The 19,343-nt window shown below is 65.9% G+C and carries 18 protein-coding genes; 3 read left to right on the forward strand and 15 right to left on the reverse strand.

Annotated features, from left to right (window positions below; all coding sequences use genetic code 11):
* Positions 1-23: 23 nt before the first annotated feature.
* From HMJ39_RS15320 to HMJ39_RS15345, 6 genes are all read right to left on the reverse strand, one after another.
* Positions 24-626: a GNAT family N-acetyltransferase gene (locus tag HMJ39_RS15320; RefSeq protein ID WP_194297954.1), complete on the reverse strand. Its 603-nt coding sequence runs from the start codon at positions 624-626 to the stop codon at positions 24-26.
* A 60-nt stretch (positions 627-686) separates the two neighbouring features.
* A complete protein-coding gene (locus tag HMJ39_RS15325; protein WP_194297955.1) occupies positions 687-1,427 on the reverse strand; it encodes a sulfite exporter TauE/SafE family protein in 741 nt (246 codons plus the stop codon).
* Positions 1,428-2,207: an SDR family NAD(P)-dependent oxidoreductase gene (locus HMJ39_RS15330; protein ID WP_228462427.1), complete on the reverse strand. Its 780-nt coding sequence runs from the start codon at positions 2,205-2,207 to the stop codon at positions 1,428-1,430.
* A gap of 5 nt (positions 2,208-2,212) precedes the next feature.
* A complete protein-coding gene (locus HMJ39_RS15335; protein WP_161382893.1) occupies positions 2,213-3,148 on the reverse strand; it encodes an SDR family oxidoreductase in 936 nt (311 codons plus the stop codon).
* Entirely contained in the window at positions 3,145-3,984 is an 840-nt protein-coding gene (locus HMJ39_RS15340) for a bile acid:sodium symporter family protein (RefSeq protein ID WP_194298154.1), read from the reverse strand. The genes HMJ39_RS15335 and HMJ39_RS15340 overlap by 4 nt, the downstream gene beginning before the upstream one ends.
* Before the next feature lie 100 nt (positions 3,985-4,084).
* Positions 4,085-5,377: a flavin-containing monooxygenase gene (locus HMJ39_RS15345; RefSeq protein WP_194297957.1), complete on the reverse strand. Its 1,293-nt coding sequence runs from the start codon at positions 5,375-5,377 to the stop codon at positions 4,085-4,087.
* 93 nt (positions 5,378-5,470) lie between these two features.
* Between HMJ39_RS15345 and HMJ39_RS15350 the strand changes: the two genes are divergently transcribed.
* A complete protein-coding gene (locus HMJ39_RS15350; protein ID WP_194297958.1) occupies positions 5,471-6,430 on the forward strand; it encodes an AraC family transcriptional regulator in 960 nt (319 codons plus the stop codon).
* Here the strand turns inward: HMJ39_RS15350 and HMJ39_RS15355 are convergent.
* The 5 genes from HMJ39_RS15355 to HMJ39_RS15375 form a co-directional block, all read right to left on the reverse strand.
* The gene (locus tag HMJ39_RS15355) at positions 6,427-7,698 is read right to left on the reverse strand and encodes an O-acetylhomoserine aminocarboxypropyltransferase/cysteine synthase family protein (protein WP_194297959.1); all 1,272 of its coding nucleotides are present in this window, start codon (positions 7,696-7,698) and stop codon (positions 6,427-6,429) included. The two genes, HMJ39_RS15350 and HMJ39_RS15355, sit on opposite strands and share 4 nt — an antisense overlap.
* Positions 7,699-7,752: 54 nt before the next feature.
* Positions 7,753-8,619 (reverse strand): crotonase/enoyl-CoA hydratase family protein, encoded by an 867-nt coding sequence (locus tag HMJ39_RS15360; RefSeq protein ID WP_194297960.1) that lies wholly within the window; start codon positions 8,617-8,619, stop codon positions 7,753-7,755.
* A 22-nt stretch (positions 8,620-8,641) separates the two neighbouring features.
* On the reverse strand, positions 8,642-9,337 hold the full coding sequence (locus HMJ39_RS15365) for a helix-turn-helix domain-containing protein (RefSeq protein WP_194297961.1): 696 nt from the start codon (positions 9,335-9,337) through the stop codon (positions 8,642-8,644).
* A gap of 51 nt (positions 9,338-9,388) precedes the next feature.
* Positions 9,389-9,889 (reverse strand): Mpo1 family 2-hydroxy fatty acid dioxygenase, encoded by a 501-nt coding sequence (locus HMJ39_RS15370; RefSeq protein ID WP_194297962.1) that lies wholly within the window; start codon positions 9,887-9,889, stop codon positions 9,389-9,391.
* 81 nt (positions 9,890-9,970) lie between these two features.
* Entirely contained in the window at positions 9,971-10,372 is a 402-nt protein-coding gene (locus tag HMJ39_RS15375; protein WP_194297963.1) for a CBS domain-containing protein, read from the reverse strand.
* A gap of 132 nt (positions 10,373-10,504) precedes the next feature.
* On the opposite strand from HMJ39_RS15375, the gene HMJ39_RS15380 reads away from it, so the two are divergent.
* Positions 10,505-12,460 (forward strand): AAA family ATPase, encoded by a 1,956-nt coding sequence (locus HMJ39_RS15380; RefSeq protein WP_194297964.1) that lies wholly within the window; start codon positions 10,505-10,507, stop codon positions 12,458-12,460.
* Complete coding sequence (locus HMJ39_RS15385; RefSeq protein WP_194297965.1) at positions 12,453-13,283, forward strand: mechanosensitive ion channel family protein; 831 nt, start codon at positions 12,453-12,455, stop codon at positions 13,281-13,283. The genes HMJ39_RS15380 and HMJ39_RS15385 overlap by 8 nt, the downstream gene beginning before the upstream one ends.
* On the opposite strand, the gene HMJ39_RS15390 is transcribed toward HMJ39_RS15385, so the two are convergent.
* From HMJ39_RS15390 to HMJ39_RS15405, 4 genes are all read right to left on the reverse strand, one after another.
* Positions 13,280-14,143: a metal-dependent hydrolase gene (locus tag HMJ39_RS15390; RefSeq protein ID WP_194297966.1), complete on the reverse strand. Its 864-nt coding sequence runs from the start codon at positions 14,141-14,143 to the stop codon at positions 13,280-13,282. The genes HMJ39_RS15385 and HMJ39_RS15390 overlap by 4 nt on opposite strands.
* A 123-nt stretch (positions 14,144-14,266) precedes the next feature.
* Positions 14,267-17,341, reverse strand: coding sequence for an efflux RND transporter permease subunit (locus tag HMJ39_RS15395; protein ID WP_194297967.1), 3,075 nt, complete (start codon positions 17,339-17,341; stop codon positions 14,267-14,269).
* On the reverse strand, positions 17,341-18,375 hold the full coding sequence (locus HMJ39_RS15400; RefSeq protein WP_194297968.1) for an efflux RND transporter periplasmic adaptor subunit: 1,035 nt from the start codon (positions 18,373-18,375) through the stop codon (positions 17,341-17,343). Before HMJ39_RS15400 ends, HMJ39_RS15395 begins: the two co-directional genes overlap by 1 nt.
* Before the next feature lie 220 nt (positions 18,376-18,595).
* Positions 18,596-19,045, reverse strand: coding sequence for a Dps family protein (locus HMJ39_RS15405; RefSeq protein ID WP_194297969.1), 450 nt, complete (start codon positions 19,043-19,045; stop codon positions 18,596-18,598).
* Positions 19,046-19,343: the final 298 nt, after the last annotated feature.

A 19,343-nucleotide genomic window follows, 5' to 3' on the forward strand; every position in this document is an offset into this window, starting at 1 on the left:
TTTTTACAAACCCGAGCCCGCGGTTACTCGTCCTCGGCGGCCTCGCGCAGCCAGAATCGCATGGTCTTCTCGGTCTGTTCGTCCTCGCCGAGATCCCGCCAGGAAAAGCGGGCGGTGAGCGACGGCACCGGGCGATAGCCGCGTTTTTCCCAGAACGGCTCCAGGGAACGATAGTCGCCGGGACGCGCCGGGTGGTCCGGATCGCGCACCACCGCGCAGAAGGCGGTGACGTCGAAGCCAAAATCCCGGGCGTAGAGCTCACGGAGGTCAAAGAAGCGGTGGCCGATGCCCTCGCCACGGTAATCCGGCAGCAGCACCGATTCGCCGAAGTAGAACACCCGCTCCGGCGCCGGCCCGTACTGCTCGAAAGGCGCCATGAATTCCGGATCGGCGTCGGTGAGGGGCAGCGCGGTGGCGGCGCCGATCAACCGGTTGAACTCCAGGGCGAGCACGAACAGGCTCTGCTCGGAGCGGGCGTAGCGGTCCAGGTAGTCCCGTTCATAGGCCGGGGAGCCGTCGTACAGGTAGGGATAATCACGAAAAACGCGAATACGAAGATCCGCCAGTTCATCCAGCCAGGGCTCCACCGCGATGCCACTGACCGGCCGAATTTCCACTGCCGACATAACACTCTCCCTTGTCTTCTGATTCGAATGCTAGGGGCTGTGCCCGGGAAAGGCCAGCGGCTATCGAACCAGCAGGGCGACACCGGCAAGCAGCAGCACGGTGAACAGAACCTGACGGAAACGGCGCTCGTCCACCCGGTGATGCAAGGCCTCGCCGAGCACGATGCCCACCAGCACCACTGGCACCAGCGCCAGCAGATGATCGCCCTGGGCCCGCAAATCACCGTTGATCAGAAAGCCCAGGGTGAGCAGGCTGTTGAGGCTGAACCAGACCAGCACCAAAGTGGCCCGGAAGCGACCCTTGTCCAGCCGGATGCCGTTCAGCGCGTACACCAGCAAGGGCCCGCCGGAGGCGAACAGGCCATGGGTGAGCCCGGCCATCAGCATCCAGAAGCGGCTGTGCCAACGACCGTGGGCAGCCGCCGTCACCGCGTGGCGCAGCCGCCACAGCTCGCGCACGCTGAACGCCACCACCAGGGCACCGAACAGCGGCCGGGCAACGCCCTGATCCAGCCAGGGCCGGGCCAGGAAACCGGCCAGGGTGCCCGCCGCCATCATCGGCAGGATGCCGGTGAGCAGCAGCCGCCACGCCACCAGCCGGTGATAGCGCAGCGTCAGGTAGCCGCTGAGCACCAGGTTGAGCGGCACCAGCACCGGCATCAGCACGTCCAGGGGCAGCACCAGGGCGCTCAGCGACAGGGCGATGACGATGGACCCGAAACCGGTCATCGCCTCGGTGGTGTAGGCGAACAGCACGAACAGGGCCACCAGGGCCCAGGGTGAAGCAAGCAAGTCCAGCATTCAGGATTCCAGTTCCACGGCGAAGCGGCGGCGCATCAGGCGATGGTACAGGTCCGGCGCCAGCCGCCACAGCAGGCTGGCGAACCAGGTAAAGCGATCGGGAAACAGCCGCCGCTTGCCGGCGTCCAGAGCGTCCAGGGTGCGCCGCGCCATCCAGTCCGCGTCGCGCACCCGCCCCACCGAGGAACGGGCGTGGGCGGCGGGCCGGCCGTCGAACCCCAGGGCATTGGCTTCGATGGGGGTGGCCAGGAAGCTGGGGTAAACCATCAGCACGCCGACGCCGTCGTCGGCCACTTCGCCGCGCAGCACCTCGAAGAATTGCCCCAGGGCGGCCTTGGCGCTGCAGTAGCCGGCGCGCCCCAGTACCGGCATCCAGCCGGCCATGGAGCCGATGTTGACCACGGTGCCGCCGCCCCGGCGCAGCGCCGGCAGCAGGCCCAGGGTGAGCGCCACCGGCGCTTCCCAGTCCACCGCCATGACCCGCTGAAACACCGCCATATCGGTGGCCGCCGCCGGCGAGCGGTGGGTAATGCCGGCGTTGTTGACCAGGGCCCGCAGGGGTTCGTCGCGCAGCTCCGCCACCAGGGCGTCGCGGGCGGCGGCGTCGGTGAGATCCAGGGCGCGCTGGCGCACCGTGTCGGTGTCCGTGCCGGCCAGCCGGGCGCACTTGTCCGCCAGGGCTCGCGCGTCCCGGTCCACCAGAATCAGGCGCCAGCCCCGCTGCCGGGCGGCCAGCGCCAGGGCCCAACCGAGCCCGGAAGCGGCCCCGGTGATCAGCATGGTTTTCACAGTTGTCCCCTTTGCCGGGCGTGGTCGATGAAGAAGCGGAAGGTTTCCTCGGAGGTCTTCGCCGGCCGGTAGCCGAATTCCTCCTTGAGGCGGCGGTTGTCGAGCACCGGCCGGTAACGCAGGAACTTCAGCTTGTCCGGGGTGTGCGGCGTCAGCCCCAGCCGGTGCCCCACCGCCAGGCCGGCGGCCAGCAGCCAGGCGGGCAAAACCAGACGCGGCTTGCCAAGCAGCGCGGCCACCCGCTGGATTGGCAGGGCGCCGTCGCCGGCCAGGTTGTAGACGCCGGTGGCACCGGTTTGCACGCCATGGACGATGGCGCCCACCACGTCCTGGTCCCAGATGAACACGAACGGCGACGGGGAGCCGGCAATGGCCAGGATGCGGCGGCGTTCGAACAGGGCGGTGATCTGGTTACGGGTGCCGGCACCCAGCACCGTGCCCGGGCGCAGAATCAGCTGGCCCAACGCCGGGTGCTCGCGCCGGTAGTCGGCCAGCAGCTCCTCCACCTGGCGCTTGTGGTCCGAGTAGGCGAATTCCGGGTTGCCGCGCAGCGGCTGCCCCTCGTCGAGCCAGGCCGGGTTGTCCGGATGGTAGCCGTAGGCGGCACCGGAGCTGGTGACCACCAGCTGCCGCACGCCGGCGGTCAGGCAGGCCCGCAGCACGTTGCGGGTGCCGTTCACGTCGATGTCGTGGTCCCGGACCCGGTCACCGGAATCCTCCAGCACCGCCGCCAGGTGCACCACCACCTCGGCACGGTGCGCGCGCAGCAGGTCCGCCAGGGCCGGATCGCGAATGTCACCGCGCCGGCACTCGAACGGCAGTCCGTCGGGCACGCGCACGTCCAGCCCCAGAACATCGTGATCGGCGGCCAGGCGTTCGCCCAGCTGGCGGCCAATGTAGCCGCCGGCGCCGGTAATCAGAATACGGCTCATGGCGCCGCCTCCCGCCGGCCGGCGCCGCGCCCCCACAGCAGCGACAGGGTCAGGCCGCTGACCAGGTGCCAGATCCCCCAGAACCCGGCGATCAGAATCATGCCGGAGGCGTGGGGGAAGAAGGTGAACAGGATCGACAGCCCGAGCCCGGAGTTCTGGATCCCCACCTCCAGGGTCACCGCCCGGCGGTCGGCCCGGTTGAGGCCCACCAACAGCCCCGCCAGGGCACCCAGCCCCAGGGCCAGGGCGTTCTGGCCCACCACCAGGCCGACGATACGGTCCGCGTTGGCCAGGAAGACATCCATGTTGTTGGCGAACGCCAGCCCCACGAAGGTGAACAGCACCAGCAGGGTGAACACCCGCATGGGTTTCTGCGCGGCCTGGGCGAAACGGGGGAAGTAATGCCCGCACGCCATGCCCAGCAGCAACGGCACCGCCAGCACCGCCACCACCAGCATGAGGATGTTGCCGGTGTCCAGGGCGATGTCGGTGACCAGGCCGCGGGTGTGCGGGTTGAGCCAGCCGTAGAGCGCGAAATTGAGCGGCGTCAGCACGGTGGCGGCAAGGCTGGACACCGCGGTCATGCTCACCGACACCGCCACGTTGGCGCGCGCCAGCCAGGTCATGATGTTGGAGAAGGTGCCGCCCGGACAGGACGCCACCAGGATCATGCCCAGGGCCAGTTGCGGGTCCACCTCCAGCCACCAGGTGGTGGCGCAGGTGAGCGCCGGCAGCAGCAGGAACTGCGCCAGCAGGCCGGCCACCGGCGCATCCGGTTTGGCCAGCACGCGCTTGAAGTCGTCGGCGCGCAGCGACAGGGACACCCCGAACATCATGCACGCCAGGATGGCGTTCAGCACGATCAGGCTACCGGTGTTGAATTCAATGGTGGTCTGCACCCGTCCTCCTCGCCGGCGGAGCCGCCGGACGGCGTTGTTATTGATCGGCGCGAAGCGCGCGCGCGTGCCGGGCCACTTCCGCCCGGTAACTGTCCTTGTGGACGTAGTAGGCCATGCGCGCCAGTTTCAGATAGTCGTAGCCGCCGTCCAGGCTCTGGCCGGCGCGCTCCCGTTTAAGCCGCCGCAGATCCCGGGCCGCCGGGTGCCCCTCGGCAAGGCGGCGCAGGTACAGGGCGGCCAGCTCCGCCTGTTCGTTGCGCCCTTCCCAGCCCAGCCCGGCGGCCTCGATCATGCCCATCATGAACAGGTCGTCCCGCTCCGGGTGGAACAGGTTCAGATAAAGCCGGGGCGCGTTGCCGTGCCAGTTCAGGTGGGCGGGATCGATGTAGGGGTAATCCAGCTGGTAGCCGGTGGCCATGAGGATCAGGTCGTAATCGGCGCGCTCGCCATCGCTGAAGGTGACGGTGTGGCCGTCCACGGCGCGGATGTCCGGGCGTGGCGTGATGTCGCCGTGGCCCAGATGGTGGAGCACCAGGGAATTGACCACCGGGTGGGACTCGTACATGCGGTAGTCCGGGTCCGGCAGGCCGTAGTCGCTGGGACGGCCCACGATCAGACGGATCAGGCGGGCGTCCAGCCACTGCTTGAGGCGGCGCGGCAGTTTGAGCTTGCCGCCGATGGCGTCCGCGGGGCGGCCACCGATGAACTTGGGCAGGAAGTAATAGCCGCGCCGCACCGACAGATCCACCTTGGCGGCCCGGTGCACCGCGTCCACCGCCATGTCGCAGGCGGAGTTGCCGCACCCGACGATCAGCACCCGCTTGTCGCGGAAACAGTCCGCGCTGCGGTAGTCACTGGCGTGCATCACCTCGCCGGCGAAGTCGCCGGGCAGTGCCGGCCGGTTGGGGGTGTGCAGGGTACCGCTGGCGATCAGCACGGCGTCGAAATGGCGGGTATCGGCAACGCCGTCCCGCTCGGCGGTCAGATCCCAGCCGCCGTCCGCCGCCGGCGACAGCGCCGTCACCCGGGTGCCGAAGCGGTAGTGGCGGCGCAGATCGAAATGCTCCGCGTACTGGTGGAAGTAGTGCTTCATCTCCCGGTGGTGCGGATAGGTGGCGACCCGGTCGTCCATGGGGAATTCCCGGAATTCGGTCATCCGCTTGGAAGAGATCAGGTGGGCGCTCTCGTACATGGTGCTGTGGGGGTTGTCGATGTCCCACAGCCCGCCCACGTCGTCATGAAGTTCGTAGCCGACGAAAGGCAGATCCTGTTTTTGCAAATTACGGGCGGTGGCCAGACCCATGGGCCCGGCGCCGATCACTGCGTACATGGTTGCTCCGGTTTATTGTTATGCTTGCAGATTAGCCGCCGCCCGCGACCCGGGCACGGCGGATTCGCGACCCGCAACCGGTTAATTCAGGACATGGCCCACACCCCCACGGTTACCGTCCATTTCTCCCAGGCCATCGTACAGGCGGCCCGGCGTTTGGCGCTGCCGCTGCCGGACGCGCTGGCGGCGGAATTGTCGGACCGGGAAAGGGTGGACCTGGACCGCCAGGACCGGCTCTGGGATCACTTCTGCCAGGCCGCCGGCGATCCGCTGGTGGGGCTGGATCTGGGCCTGGCCCTGCAGGTGGGCCATCTGGACACCGCCGGCATGATCCTGATGAGCTGCGAAACCGTGGGGGAAGCCCTGGATTCCCTGCTCGATTATCACCCCATCGTCGGCGAGGGCGGCGACTTCCAGGTGGCCCGGGACGGCGACGCGGTGGCGGTGCGCTACCGGCCGCGCTACGCCACCCGCCGCCCGGCGCGGGTGGAGGCGGTGCTCGCCAGCCTGCTCAATCTGACCCGCTGGAGCACCGGCGAGGCGTTCCAGGCCCGGGCGCTGACCCTGCGCCATGTCGCTCAGGCGGCGCCGGCCCGCTATCGGGAAAAGCTGGGCGTGCCGGTGACCTTTGAAACGGCGCACAACGCCCTGGTGTTCGGCGCCGACCAGCTGGCGCTGCCGCTGGTGCACGCCAATCCGGCTCTGTGCCGGCACCTGCGCGGGCTGGGCGACGAATTGCTGGCACGGCTGGATCACCGTTCCTTGGGGGCCCGGGTGGGCGCGCTGATTCGCGAGCATCCGGGTTGGGGAAAGGAGCGGATCGCCGACCGGCTGGGCATGAGCGGCCGGCATCTGATCCGCAAGCTGGCCGATGAGGGCACCAGCTTCAAGTTGCTGCGCGACACCCTGCTGCGCGAACGGGCCGAGCAGGGGCTCCGCGACGGGCGCCGCGTGGCCGAGCTGGCGGAGGAACTGGGCTTCTCCGACGAAAGCGCCTTCGCCAAGGCGTTCAAGCGCTGGACCGGCGAGACGCCGGCCCGTTTCCGCCGTTAAACCGCCGCCAGGGCCTGCTCGATATCCGCCAGGATGTCGTCCACGTGCTCGATGCCGATGGACAGCCGCACCAGGTCGGCGCTGACGCCGGCGGTGCGCAGTTCGTCGTCATTGAGCTGGCGGTGGGTGGTGGTGGCCGGGTGACAGGCCAGGGACTTGGCGTCGCCGATGTTCACCAGCCGCTTGATCATGCCCAGGGCATCGATGAACCGGGCGCCGGCGTCGCGGCCGCCCTGGATGCCGAAGCTGAGAATCGACGCTGGCACGCCGCCATCCATGTAGCGCTGCGCCAGGGCGTGGTCCTGGTCGCTGTCCAGGCCGGCGAAGTTCACCCACTCCACCTTGTCATGGTCGCGCAGGTAGCGGGCCACTTTCATGGCGTTCTCGCAGTGGCGCTCCATGCGCAGGCTCAGGGTCTCGATGCCCTGCAGCAGCAGGAAGGCGTTCATCGGCGACAGGGCGCCGCCGGTGCTGCGCAGCGGCACCACCCGGGCACGGCCGATGAAAGCCGCCTCGCCCATGGCTTCGGTGTAGACCACGCCGTGGTAGCTGGGGTCGGGCTCGTTGAAAGCCTTGAAGCGCGGGTTGTCCTTCCACGGGAAACGGCCGGAATCAACGATGGCGCCGCCCACGGTGGTGCCATGGCCGCCCATGTATTTGGTCAGGGAATGCACCACGATGTCGGCGCCGTGCTCGAACGGCCGGCACAGGGCCGGGGTGGCCACGGTGTTGTCGACGATCAGCGGCACGCCGGCGTCGTGGGCCACCTTGGCCAGGCCGGCCAGGTCGACGATGTTGCCCGCCGGGTTGCCCACGGACTCACAGAACACCGCCTTGGTGTCGTCGTCGATGGCGGCGGCGATGGCGTCCAGATCACGGCCATCGGCCATGTGCACGCGGATACCCATGTTCGGCAGGGTGTGGGCGAACAGGTTGTAGGTGCCGCCGTACAGCTGGCTCACCGAGACGATGTTGTCGCCGGCCCGGGCCAGGGTCTGGATGGCGGCGGTGATGGCGGCCATGCCGGAGGCCATGGCCAGGGCGCCGATGCCGCCTTCCAGCTGCGCCACCCGCTCTTCCAGCACCGCGTTGGTGGGGTTCATGATGCGGGTGTAGATATTGCCCGGCACCTTGAGATCGAACAGATCGGCGCCGTGCTGGGTGTCGTCGAAGTAATAGCTGGTGGTCTGGTAAACCGGCACCGCCACGGAATGGGTTTCCGGGTCGCCGGCGAAGCCGCCATGGATGGCGATCGTTTCTCGTTTCATCGGGTCCTCGCTGTTTTCAGTTGTTCGAGTGGCGCTGTTGTTCGAGCGGCGCTGTTACTTGAGCGGCGGCTCCGGCCAGAAGCCGAAGTCACGGGGCAGGTCGTTCAGATCGGTGTCGAACACCGGGTCCCGCTTTTCCAGGAAGGCGGTGAAGCCGTCCTTGCCGTCCCAAAACTCATTGGCGCGGTAGATCATACTGCTTTCCACGGCGTGGGCACGCATCGGGTGCTCGAACGACGGGTTGCGCCACAGCATCTGGCGGGCCAGGGCCACGGATACCGGCGAGCTTTTGGCGATCAGCCTGGCGGCCAGTTCCCGGGCCGCATCCAGCACCGATTCCTTGTCGTGCAGGCTGCGGAACAGGCCCGCCTCCAGCCCTTCCTCGGCGAGAAAGATGTCGCCGCTGTAGATCCACTCCAGCGCCTTGTGCATGGGCACCAGACGCGGCAGGAACCAGGACGAACAGGCTTCCGGGGTAAGCCCGCGCTGGCTGAACACGAAGCCGATCTTGGCGCCGTGGGTGGCGAGCCGGAAATCCATGGGCAGGGTCATGGTGATGCCGACGCCCACGGCGGCGCCGTTGAGCGCGCCGATCACCGGCTTGCGGCAGTTGTAGATGGCCAGGGACACCTCGCCGCCGGAATCGCGGATGGTGTCCAGGGGCGGGGTCTCGCCTTCGGCGTCGTCGTAGCCGAACACATGGCCGCCGTCTTCCGGCTGCATTTCCATGCCGGCGCAGAAGGCGCGGCCGGCGCCGGTGACGATCACCGCGCGCACCGCGTTGTCGCGGTCCGCCTCGCCGAAGGCGTGCACCAGCTCGTCCTTCATGCGCAGGGTGAAGGCATTGAGCCGGTCCGGCCGGTTCAGGGTAAGGGTCAGGATGTGGTCCGCCAGATCGGCGCGGATGTGCTGGTAGTCCATGGGCGCTCCCGGGTTGATCTTGTTATGCCGGGTCCAGATGTTCGACCCGAACGGGAAAGGCCCTAGCATAGCGGGAAGGCAGGGTGTCGAACATGGCGCGCAGGGTGCGATTGAGATGGGGCTGGTCGTAGAAGCCGGCGGCCAGGGCCAGATCGGTGAGGCTCATGCCGTCTCGCCAAAGGGTCAGCGCCCGCTGACATTTGAGGTGCAGTTGGAAGCGCTTCAGGTTAACCCCCAGCTCCTCGCGGAACAGGTGCCGGAAGCGGGACTCGGACAGCCCCACGGTTTCCGCCAGGGCGGCGCCACCGACCTCGCCGTCACCGCGCCGCAGGGTCTCGCAGGCGGCGCGCACCCGCTCATCCAGGGGGCGGGGCTCGCCGGCTTCCAGGGCGGCGCGCACCGCCAGGGCGTCGGGCACCGAAGGCGCCGTGGCCAGCGCCGCCAGCGACGCGGCGAACCGTGGGTGGGCGTCCAGATCGAATTCGCCGCCGGGGCCCTGCAGGCGCAGGGCCCGCCAGGCGCGATGATCCGGGTCCAGATGCAGCACCGCCACCGGGCCGTCGCTGTCCAGGGCCTGCTCCACGTCCGGCGCCGCCCACACCGCCTTGGCGGTGAGCCGGTGGCCGGCCAGCTGCACGCGGATCGGCGCCGCCAGCCCCACCAGCAACGAGGCGGCCACGTGCCGGTGGGGCCGGTTGTGCAGCTGCGGCGCCAGCATGCACCAGCCGCCCTCCCAGAGATAAAGGGGCGATCGGGGCCGGCTCACGTGTCAGGAGGGCTTGCCGTGGCCCGGCGTGCGGCTCAGGCCCAGCTTGTACGGCAGCTCCAGGCTGACGAACACCGGCCCTACCAGCAGGAACACCAGATCGTCCACGAACGAGGGTTTCTTACCCTCCACCTTGTGGCCCCAGACCTGCACCGCCCAGGCGCCCAGCCACACCGCCAGGGCGCTCCAGCCCAGCGACAGGGCGCTGCGGTCCACGGTGGTGATCAGCCACAGGGACGCCAGCAGCCAGCCCAGCATCAGCAGGGACACGCCCAGGGACAGGCGCAGATAGAAGGGCATGCAGGCCAGGGCCAGCAGGGTGCCGCCGTTGATCCAGTAGGCGGCGGCGCCGTCCAGGCCCAGCCACCGGCCCACCGGGATCAGCCAGAACAGACCCAGGGTGGCCACGAAGATGATCGGTACGCAGACGATGTGCACCCACTGATTTACCGGGTGACGATGACTTTCGCCGTAATCGGCGAGAAAGGTGGCGAGATTACGCATGGCACGCACTCCTTTTTGTTATTGGGGTCATTGCGCCATTAACACTAGCGTACCAACACCGCGCAAACTTGTACGAAGCGGTCAGGCCCGGCGGCTGTCGTTGAGCGCGCGCAGCACGATGCGCCGGGTGAGCAGCCCGGAGAGCCGGCCGCCTTCGTCCAGCACCGGATAAATCTTGGGTTTCTGCTTGACCATCATCTCGGCGATGTCCACCACCGACTGGTTTTCATGCACCGTGAGCGGTTCGTCGTGCATCAGGTCCTCCACCCGCACCGAGCCCTCCTGATGATAGCTGGCCACCAGCAGCCGGCGCAGGCAGTCCTGCTCGGACACGAAACCGATCACCTGGCGGTCCGCGTCCACCACCGGCAGGCCGCTGTAGCGGCTCTGCAGCAGGGTCGCCACCACCGAGGTGAGTTCGGTGCCCTGCTGGATCGCCAGCGGATGGCGCACCATCAGATCCTTAACCAGCAATGAAGCCATCCCGTCTCTCCTTCGTCCTTCATGCCGTGGTTACTTGGACTATAGCACCCTCATCCCGGGGCTGGCGCGCTCCGGATGACGCCCGCCACCCCGGCCCATACAATGACCGAAATCGGAGGCAAGGGACGCACCATGGGGTTTTCCTGGCCGCGGGCGCCGCGGGAGGTGATCGAGGCGCTGCAGTCGTTCTACGGCATCGCGGATACCACCACGCTCAATCTGGCGGGCAACGCCCTCGCGCTGTTGATCGGCGTGGCGCTGTTCGTGCTGCTGGCCAAGGGCAGCCAGCGCGCCCGGGGCGGCCTGCTGGCGCTGCATGCCCGGGTGCTGCAACTGGGCAGCGAACGCCGCTGGCTGTGGAATCTGAGCCGGCTGGTGGCGGGCCTGGCGCCGCTGCTCCCCTGGCTGATCCTGGCCCTGGCCATCACCCTGGTGGCACCGCTGCTGGATCAGTCCCTGTCCACCCGTTGGCTGATCTGGGCGCTGCCGATCGCGAAGCTGTACGTGCTGTTCGGCGTTCAACGGCTGGTGGGCGAATGGCTGATTCTGCGCGTGGCCCAGGGCGCCGGCCATTACATGCAGGGCGACCAGGCGGACCAGGCCGGGCAACGCGCCCGCCGCCTGTCCCTGGCGCTGATGCTGCCCTGGGGCCTGTTCCTGGTGGTCGCCCAGGTGCGCCCGGACGGGCCGGTGCACGATATTCTGGCGGCGCTGGTGGCGCTGTCCCTGTACGCCGCCGTGGGCCGGCTGCTGGCGCCCCGGGCGGAGGAATACGTGCTGTGCCTGCAGAGCATCCTGCCGTCGCGGCTGGACCCGCTCGCCGAGGCCCTGCTGCGCCGGGGGCTGTTTCACTGGACCGCGCCGCTGCTGCTGCCGGTGGCGCTGGTGTACTTCGCCACCCGCTACCTGGACCGGCTGTTCGCCGGCTTCGACGCCTACCTGCGACTGAAAGCGCGCTGGTTCCGGCTGCGCAACCGGGGCGAGGAGGACGAGGACGCCGAGGTGGACGAAAGCCAGGCGGCCCGGGACTACCAGCGCTGGTTCGCCGCCGAGTTGCCGGACGGCGAGCCGGCGCCCTTTATCGACACCGGCCTGCTGGAGGCCATGAACAAGTCGATCCGCCGCTGGCGGGAGGATCGCACCGACGAGAACACCCTGCTGGTGGCCGGCGAGAAAGGCGGCGGCAAGAGCCTGGCCGCCGGGCGTCTGGTGGCCAGCCTGGCCAAGGACGACCCGGACCTGCGCGTGGTGTCCCTGCGGGTGCCGCCCAAGACCCTGTCGCCGGAGGCGGTCACCGACCTGATCGCCGAGGCCCTGGACGAAGACCTGGCCGAAGGGCCGGCCAGCCTGGTCAAGACCGACGCGGACCGCCCCCCTACCCTGCTGGTGCTGGACGAATGCCAGAACGTGTTCCTGTCGCGGATCGGCGGCCTGGACGGCTGGCGCACCCTGCTGCGGCTCACCAACGCGCGCCTGGACAACCTGTTCTGGCTGATCCTGCTCAACAACCAGAGCTGGGCCTACCTGTGCAATGTGTTCGGCCGCGAATACCAGTTCCGCAATGCCCTCAAGGTGAAGCGCTGGAGCCCGGCGGAGATCCGCTCGCTGATTCTCTCGCGCCACCACCGCACCGAGCTGCGGCTGCGCTACGACGAGGTGCTGCTCTCGTCCCGGGGCCCGGACGCGGGCAATGTGCGCAACGCCGAGCAACGCTATTTCAGCCTGCTGTGGGACGCCTGCCGGGGCAATCCGATGACCGCCCTGAGACTGTGGCAGACCTCGGTGAAGGTGAGCCGGCGGGAGGTGCTGGTGGGGCTGCCATCGCTGCCGCCCAGCTCCGCCATGGACAAGTCCGGGGAGAACCTGCTGTTCGTGTACGCCGCCATCGCCACCCACGAGAACCTGTCCGGCGACGAGATCGTGGCGGTGACCCATCTTTCCGAGAACGTGGTGCGCTACGCGCTGAAAGCCGGCTTCGACGCGGGCTTCATCCGCGCCAGCGAGGACGACGGCCGCTACCGTCTGGTGCCGCTGTGGTACCACGCCATGATCACTCACCTGAACAGGAAAAACCTGCTCCATGAATGAAAGCGGTGACCTGGTCGGCGATCTGGCCATGGTGCTGGATCTGTTCGATCTTTCCGTGATCGCCCTGCTGGCGCTGGGCGGCTTCTGCCTGTGGGCGCTGAACTGGGGCATCCAGCACCTGGGCCACTCGCTGATGGAGCGGGTGCCGGCGCGTCGCTTTCTGATCCTGCAGCTGACCACCCTGATCGGCTTCGCCATCTACACTCTGGGCACCGGCGCCTTGATTCTGGGGGTGCTCAATCCGCCCCGGGAGTTCATCCTCGCCGCCGCCGGCTCCATCGCCGTGGCGCTGGGCTTCGCCCTCAAGGACGTGGCCGCCTCCCTGGTGGCCGGCCTGTTGCTGCTGTTCGACCGGCCGTTCCAGGTGGGCGACCGCATCACCTTCGACGACACCTACGGCGAAATCGTCTCCATGGGCCTGCGGGCGGTGCGCGTGCAGACCCTGGATGACAACCTGGTGACCATTCCCAATGCCCGCTTCATCACCGACGTGGTGGCGTCCGGCAACGCCGGCGAGCTGGACATGATGGTGGTGACGGATTTCCACGTGGGGCTGGACGCGGACCTGGAAGCGGCCCGGGACATCATCGAGGAGGTGATCGTGACCAGCCGCTACGCCTTTTTGAAGAAGCCGGTGAGCTTCGCCATCGAGGAGGTACCGGTGGCCGAGTATCTGGCGATCCGGCTGCGCGCCAAGGCCTATGTGCTCGACGTGCACTATGAGAAGGCGTTCCAGAGCGACCTGGTGCTGCGGGTGACGGCCCTGTTCCGGGAGCGGGGCATCGCCCGCCCCCGGGAACGGCGCGGCGAGGCACCCGCCTAGGCGGCGTCCGCCAGTTCCGGCCGGCCGAGCATGTCGGCGAGCTGCTTGAGGGCGCGCTGGCGCACCGCGCGGCTGTCCTTCTTCTCCGGGTGGAAGCCGGGCTTGTAGTAGGCCAGGTAGGAGCGGCCCAGGCGCCGCAGCCAGCCGGGCTTGCCGAGCAGCCAGTTAACGCCGTTGAGCACCGAGCGCAGGTCGCGCTTATCGTCCATGTCCTGGCGCAGCTGGATGTAGTGGAAAATGGTGAAGCCGATGAATTCCACCGTGGTGAAGGCCATTTCCGAGGTGCGGATCCAGTAGTTGTCCACCTGATCGCGGTACACATCGAAGGCCACCGCCTTGTGCTCGCTTTCCTCGATGGCGTGCCACAACCACAGCGGCAGCATGCGCTCATCCATGCCTTCCAGGAATTCCGGCTCCTCGAGCATCAGTTCCGCCAGCATGGCGGTGAAGTGCTCCAGGGCGCAGGTCTTGGCCAGCTGCCGCTCCGGCGAGAACTTCTTGGCGATCCACTTCATGCCGTCATGGACATAGTCGTGCACCTTGCGGGTGGGCACGCCCTTGCTTTCCATGAAGGCGTTGAACTGCTCGTGTTCGTTGCCGTGGTGCGCTTCCTGACCGATGAAGCCCTTGACCCGCTCGCGCAGCTGCGGGTCGGCGATGTTCTTCTGGTAATGGCGTACGGAGCGCACGAAGAACCGTTCCCCCTCCGGGAAGGTGCAGGACAGCGCGGTCAGCAGCAGGGTCTTGAACTGATCGTGGTCGAACCAGTAGCGGGGGATGTCCGGATCGAAGGTGAAATCCATCCGGCGCGGTTGAATATGGCTCTTGTTAGTGCGTCGAATCGGGGCTTGAGCACTCATAGCGGCACCTGTCATGAAACTGCTCTTGATATGGTCCGCAATATGCGTTGACAGGCCCGTTTGGAGCCAGTGCAGGTCGTGCCATTTTCAAGCGCCATGACGGCCCAGACGGCACGGCGGCGATCATGCCGTGCCGCCGTCAGGGCGAATGCGGTAAGCCAGAGTGTACAGGACCGGCACCACGATCAAGGTAAGAACGGTGGCGAAACCCAAGCCGAACATGATCACCGCCGCCATCGACTTGAAGAAGGCATCGAACAGCAAGGGCACCATCCCCAGAATGGTGGTTACCGCGGCCATGCATACTGGCCTGACCCTGGTCACCGAGGCGTGAATCACGGCGTCCAGCGGTGCATTACCGGCATCCATCTCCAATTTGATCTGCTCAACCAGGACGATACCGTTCTTAACCAACATGCCGCTCAAACTGAGAAAGCCGAGTAACGCCATGAAACTGAACGGCGCATTGAACACCAAAAGACCGATGGTGACGCCGATGATCGCCAGCGGTACCGTGGCCCAGATCACTAATGGCTGACGCAGGCTGTCGAACAGAAGAATAGTGATGATGAACATGAAGAGATAACCCATCGGCACACTGGCGAATACCGCCTCCTGGGCATCCTTGGTGAGTTCGTACTCCCCACCCCAGCTCAGCTCATAGCCGCTCGGCAACGCCAATGCCTCGATCTCGGGACGAATACGCCGCAAGATCTGATCACCGGTTTCATCGCCGAGAATATCCGGCTCGGCCTGCACGGTAAGGGTGCGCTTCCGGTCCCGACGCATGATCAGGCCATCCTCGAGCTTTGTTTCAAACCCGGAAACCAGTTGCCGGATGGCGATGTAATCCTCGAATACCCTCGACCACACTTGCACCTGGTCCAGGTTATTCGCGCCAAGGCGCTCGACCTCCGGCGGGCGCACTATGATCGGAAGCAAATCCGCGCCGTCACGATAAAGCCCCACCTGAACACCGGAGAAGTTCATCGCCAGGGCCTGCTCCAGATCCTCACGACTGACGCCGGCGCGACGAGCCTCGGCCTGCTCGAAGCGCGGCACGATCACCTTCTCTCGCTCGCGCCAATCATGGCGAATGGCTTCCAGCCCGGGGTCCCTGTGCATGACCTCTTCCACCTTCACCGCCAAGCCGCGCAGGACGTCCGGGTCCGGCCCGGACAAACGCGCTTCAATGGTCGCGCTGGCGGAGGGCCCGATCATCAGACGCTTCATCTTGATGAAGGCCGAGGGGTGCTCCCCGGCCAGCCGTTCCTGGAGTTCCGCTATCACACCGTCGATGTTGTCGCGTTCATCCACCTCCACGATCAACTGCGCGTAGGAAGGGTAACGACGTTCCGGAAAATACGGCAGCATAAAGCGCTGCGCGCCCTGACCGATGGTGCTGGTCACCGACGTGACATGACCGGTCTTGAGCAATGAGGCTTCCAGCTTTTCCACGCCTTCCCGGGTGGCACGGATATCGCTGCCCTGGGGCAGCCAGTAGTCGAGCAGGAAAATAGGCGTGTTGGAGGGTGGGAAAAATGACTGTTTCACCAACCCGAAGCCCGCCACCGCCGCCACCAGCAATACGCACATGAATATCAGGGTCAGTACGCGGTGATGAATGGAGCGATGCAGCATCCCCCGATAAAGGCGAAAGAAACCGCCCTTATAGGGATCTTCTCCAGCGCTATCGCCATCCGCCTCCGCCACCCTGTCGCCGGAAAACAGCATATTGGCGAAAAAGGGGGTCAGGGTGATCGCCACCACCCAGCTCAACAGTAGCGACACCAAGAGCACCCAGAACAGGCTATTGGTGAACTCACCGGATGCGTCGCTGGAGAGGCCGATGGGTGCGAACGCGGTAATGGCGATGACCGTGGCGCCGAGCAACGGCCATGCGGTCTGACGGACAATCTCCGCCGCCGCCGCTACCTTGGTCAACCCACGCGTTATCCCCACCAGGATGCCCTCGGTGATAACGATGGCGTTGTCCACCAGCATCCCCAGAGCGATGATCAACGCCCCCAGGGAGATTCGCTGCAGCTCAATGCCCATCACCGCCATGGCAATAAAGGTACCGAGGATGGTCAGCAGCAGGATACCGCCCATCAGAACGCCGGAGCGCAGGCCCATGAACAGCAACAATACGCCGATGACGATCATCACCGCCTGGCCCAGATTCCACAGGAAAGCACTGACCGATTCATCCACTTCGGCGGGCTGATCGTAAACCGTCGACAGGTCCATCCCGGCGGGTTGCCGGTAGGAAAGCTCCGCGAGACGTTGGCGCACGCGCTCACCAACATCCACCACATTGACTCCCGGGGCGAAGGAAATACCCAGCGTCAATGCCGGCTTGCCACGATGCCGATAAAGATGATCCGGCACTTCCCTGTAACCGCGTTTGATCTCCGCCACGTCGCTCAAATAGACGAGTTGCTCCGCGCCAGGCTCGGAGATCAAAAGATCGCCCAGGTCCCGCACCGAAGTGAAAGCCCCGTCCGGGCTGATCCGAAGCTGCTCGTCATCGACCCGGACCTTCCCGGCGGGATTGACCGTGTTCTGTGTATCCAGCAGGGAGAAAATCCGCTCCGGGCTAATCCCCAGATTGGCCATGTGATTCCGCGACAGCTCGAGAAAAACCTGTTCCTGACGCTGACCGGCGACCTGCACACGCCCCACGCCCTCGACCAGCACCAGCTCCCGGGTCAGTACGTCGGCGTAATTCTTAAGGTCCTGATAGGCGTAGCCATCGCCGGTGAGCGCCAACAGAATGCCGTAGACGTCGCCAAAATCGTCGAGTACCTGAATGCCTCCGGCTCCCGGGGGCAACCTCGGCTGAATGTCATGCGTCTTACGACGCAGCTCGTCCCAAATCTGCTTGAGATCCTTTTCCCGATAGATCGGTTTCATTTCCACGGTGATCTGGGACAGACCGGCACTCGATATGGAAGTAACGTAATCCACGTAGGGAAGGCTCTGGATCTCCTTTTCCACGGGCAGGGTGACTTCCTCTTCCACCTCCAGGGCGGACGCGCCCGGGTATTCGGTATTGACCAGCGCGGTCTTCAACGTGAATTCCGGGTCTTCCAATTGCCCCAGTCGCGTAAAACTGACCAGGCCGCCGACCAGCAACACCACCGCGAACAGCCAGCTTACGACCCGATGCCGGACAGCGTACTCGGCGATACCCATCACAGGCCCCGCTCGCGAGTCAGCTCACGCACCGCCTGTCCCTCCTCCAGGCGATGCACACCGGCACTTACTACCCGATCACCCGGCTCCAACCCCTTGACGATTTCCACCCCGGAACCGGTCACCGCCCCCAGCGTCACGGTTTCCGCATGCACGGTCCCGGCCTCCGGGTCCAGGCGCCAGACCCGGGCCCCTTCCTTTCCGTCCTGATTGAAAATCGCACCCACCGGCACCCGGGCCCGTGGCCGCTTTGGACCGTTCAACTGCTCTTCGTCAACCCGGACTTCCGCGCTCATGCCAGGCAGGACCGCCAGTACCTCGGGGGTGGGCAAGGTGACGACCACGGAGTAGGCCTGGGTGGAACCGGAGCGAGCCTCATGCTCACGGTAGACGGCGGGAAAACGTTGCTCCGGCAAGGCCGGAAAGATCACCTCGGCCCGGAAAGTCCGGTCCAGCGGCGCCATGCGGGAAATGAAGCTTTGCGAAACGGAAAACCGCACATCAATGGTAGCGCTGCTCTGCAGATTCATGACCGGCTCTTGAGCCTGCACGAATTGATGGTTTTCCTGCTCGGTGCTCGCCACGACACCATCATAAGGAGCGAGCAGGCGGGTGTATGAGAGGTTGTCCCGCGCCAACTTGAATGCCGCCCGGGCCTGATGATAACGGCTCAACAACTCATCCAGTTCGGATTCCGCGATCACTCCCCGTTCCGCCAGAACGCGGCCACGTTGGTAATTCTTCTCCGCCAGCTCGGCATCCGCCTGGCTTCTGTCCAATTCATTCTGGAAATCCCGCGGATCCAGGCGAGCCAGCAACTGCCCCTCCTCGACACGCTGGCCATCCTTCACCGGCAGTTCCACCAACTGGCCTGAAACACGAAACGCCAGCTGGGAGCGTTCCGTGGCCATCACGCGGCCAGGATAACGGCGCCCGCCATCGTCACCCCTGTCCACGGTGACGAGCTTCACTGGTACCGGCCCGTCCTTGGCTTTCGACGCCGGCTCCCCACATCCCACCAGGCCCAGCATCATCAGTGCCGCGCCCCCTATTATCCCTATTATCCTTTTCATCACTGTCTGCCTTTTCCTGGCGACCCAATACGGGCTGTATACCGAACAAACAAAACCGGAGAGTACAATAAATACCAGGAAGGGTCGAGGACAAGACCGGGAGAGGAGGAGAGAGAGAAAAACAAAGGCCGGCGGAGCGCCGGCCGAAAATGTCGAAGGGGGTCTTGATATGTCCCTCGTGTCAGTCGCCCAGGTGGGCGGACAGCATCCAGGCCGCTTTTTCGTGAATCTCGATGCGGTCGCTGGCGATCGCCGCGCTGCCTTCGTCCTCATGCTCGCCGGCCAGCCTGAGCACCTTGTTGGCCCGTTCGGCCACGGTGCGATGATCGGCGGTCAGCGTCTTCAGCATTTCGGTGGCGTCCGGGTTGCCTTCGGCGTCCTTGACGGTGGACAGCTTGGCGAAATCGGCGTAACTGCCCGGCGCTTTCTCGCCCAGGGCGCGGATGCGCTCGGCGATGGTGTCCACCGCGGTGGCCAATTCCGTGTACTGCTCCTCGAACAGAAGATGCAGGCCGTGGAACATGGGGCCGGTGACGTTCCAGTGATAGTTGTGGGTCTTCAAGTACAGGGTGTAGCTTTCGGCGAGCAGCTTGCTCAGTTCCTGGGCCACTTCTTTGCTGTGTTCAATCATTGCCTTACCTCCTTGAGAGCCGTGAAAGGGTTCTCCATAGGATGCCCCCTTTTTCCGTTTTCACAAGCTGAGCGGAATCAAACCCGGCTCGCTTTCGCCCGTGACGGCGCTTCGTGCTCGTATGACCCCAAGACTAGTGGCCATCGGCGGTGCCGGCGAACAGATTCTGCGAATCACGACCATAGAAGCGAACAATCCATCTTTTACCCTCCATAGACACAGCAATTTGGCGACCGATCACGCCAGCGCATCACCGCCCTTTACAAGGGACCTCGGCTGTCGCCATGATGCCGCTTCG

It is taken from the genome of Alloalcanivorax profundimaris (assembly GCF_015265435.1).
GTDB lineage: Bacteria > Pseudomonadota > Gammaproteobacteria > Pseudomonadales > Alcanivoracaceae > Alloalcanivorax > Alloalcanivorax profundimaris.

Coding starts and splice junctions, on each gene's coding strand:
- HMJ39_RS15370 (WP_194297962.1), bottom strand. CDS start 9,889: ATGCGTAATCTCGCCACCTTTCTCGCCGATTACGGCGAAAGTCATCGT.
- HMJ39_RS15385 (WP_194297965.1), top strand. CDS start 12,453: ATGAATGAAAGCGGTGACCTGGTCGGCGATCTGGCCATGGTGCTGGAT.
- HMJ39_RS15350 (WP_194297958.1), top strand. CDS start 5,471: ATGGCCCACACCCCCACGGTTACCGTCCATTTCTCCCAGGCCATCGTA.
- HMJ39_RS15340 (WP_194298154.1), bottom strand. CDS start 3,984: ATGATGTTCGGGGTGTCCCTGTCGCTGCGCGCCGACGACTTCAAGCGC.
- HMJ39_RS15400 (WP_194297968.1), bottom strand. CDS start 18,375: ATGATGCTGGGCCTGGTGGGATGTGGGGAGCCGGCGTCGAAAGCCAAG.
- HMJ39_RS15390 (WP_194297966.1), bottom strand. CDS start 14,143: ATGAGTGCTCAAGCCCCGATTCGACGCACTAACAAGAGCCATATTCAA.
- HMJ39_RS15405 (WP_194297969.1), bottom strand. CDS start 19,045: ATGATTGAACACAGCAAAGAAGTGGCCCAGGAACTGAGCAAGCTGCTC.
- HMJ39_RS15380 (WP_194297964.1), top strand. CDS start 10,505: ATGGGGTTTTCCTGGCCGCGGGCGCCGCGGGAGGTGATCGAGGCGCTG.
- HMJ39_RS15355 (WP_194297959.1), bottom strand. CDS start 7,698: ATGAAACGAGAAACGATCGCCATCCATGGCGGCTTCGCCGGCGACCCG.
- HMJ39_RS15335 (WP_161382893.1), bottom strand. CDS start 3,148: ATGAGCCGTATTCTGATTACCGGCGCCGGCGGCTACATTGGCCGCCAG.
- HMJ39_RS15330 (WP_228462427.1), bottom strand. CDS start 2,207: ATGCTGATCACCGGGGCCGCTTCCGGGCTCGGTTGGGCCCTGGCGCTG.
- HMJ39_RS15360 (WP_194297960.1), bottom strand. CDS start 8,619: ATGGACTACCAGCACATCCGCGCCGATCTGGCGGACCACATCCTGACC.
- HMJ39_RS15320 (WP_194297954.1), bottom strand. CDS start 626: ATGTCGGCAGTGGAAATTCGGCCGGTCAGTGGCATCGCGGTGGAGCCC.
- HMJ39_RS15395 (WP_194297967.1), bottom strand. CDS start 17,341: ATGGGTATCGCCGAGTACGCTGTCCGGCATCGGGTCGTAAGCTGGCTG.
- HMJ39_RS15325 (WP_194297955.1), bottom strand. CDS start 1,427: ATGCTGGACTTGCTTGCTTCACCCTGGGCCCTGGTGGCCCTGTTCGTG.
- HMJ39_RS15365 (WP_194297961.1), bottom strand. CDS start 9,337: ATGCTGGCGCCGCAGCTGCACAACCGGCCCCACCGGCACGTGGCCGCC.
- HMJ39_RS15375 (WP_194297963.1), bottom strand. CDS start 10,372: ATGGCTTCATTGCTGGTTAAGGATCTGATGGTGCGCCATCCGCTGGCG.
- HMJ39_RS15345 (WP_194297957.1), bottom strand. CDS start 5,377: ATGTACGCAGTGATCGGCGCCGGGCCCATGGGTCTGGCCACCGCCCGT.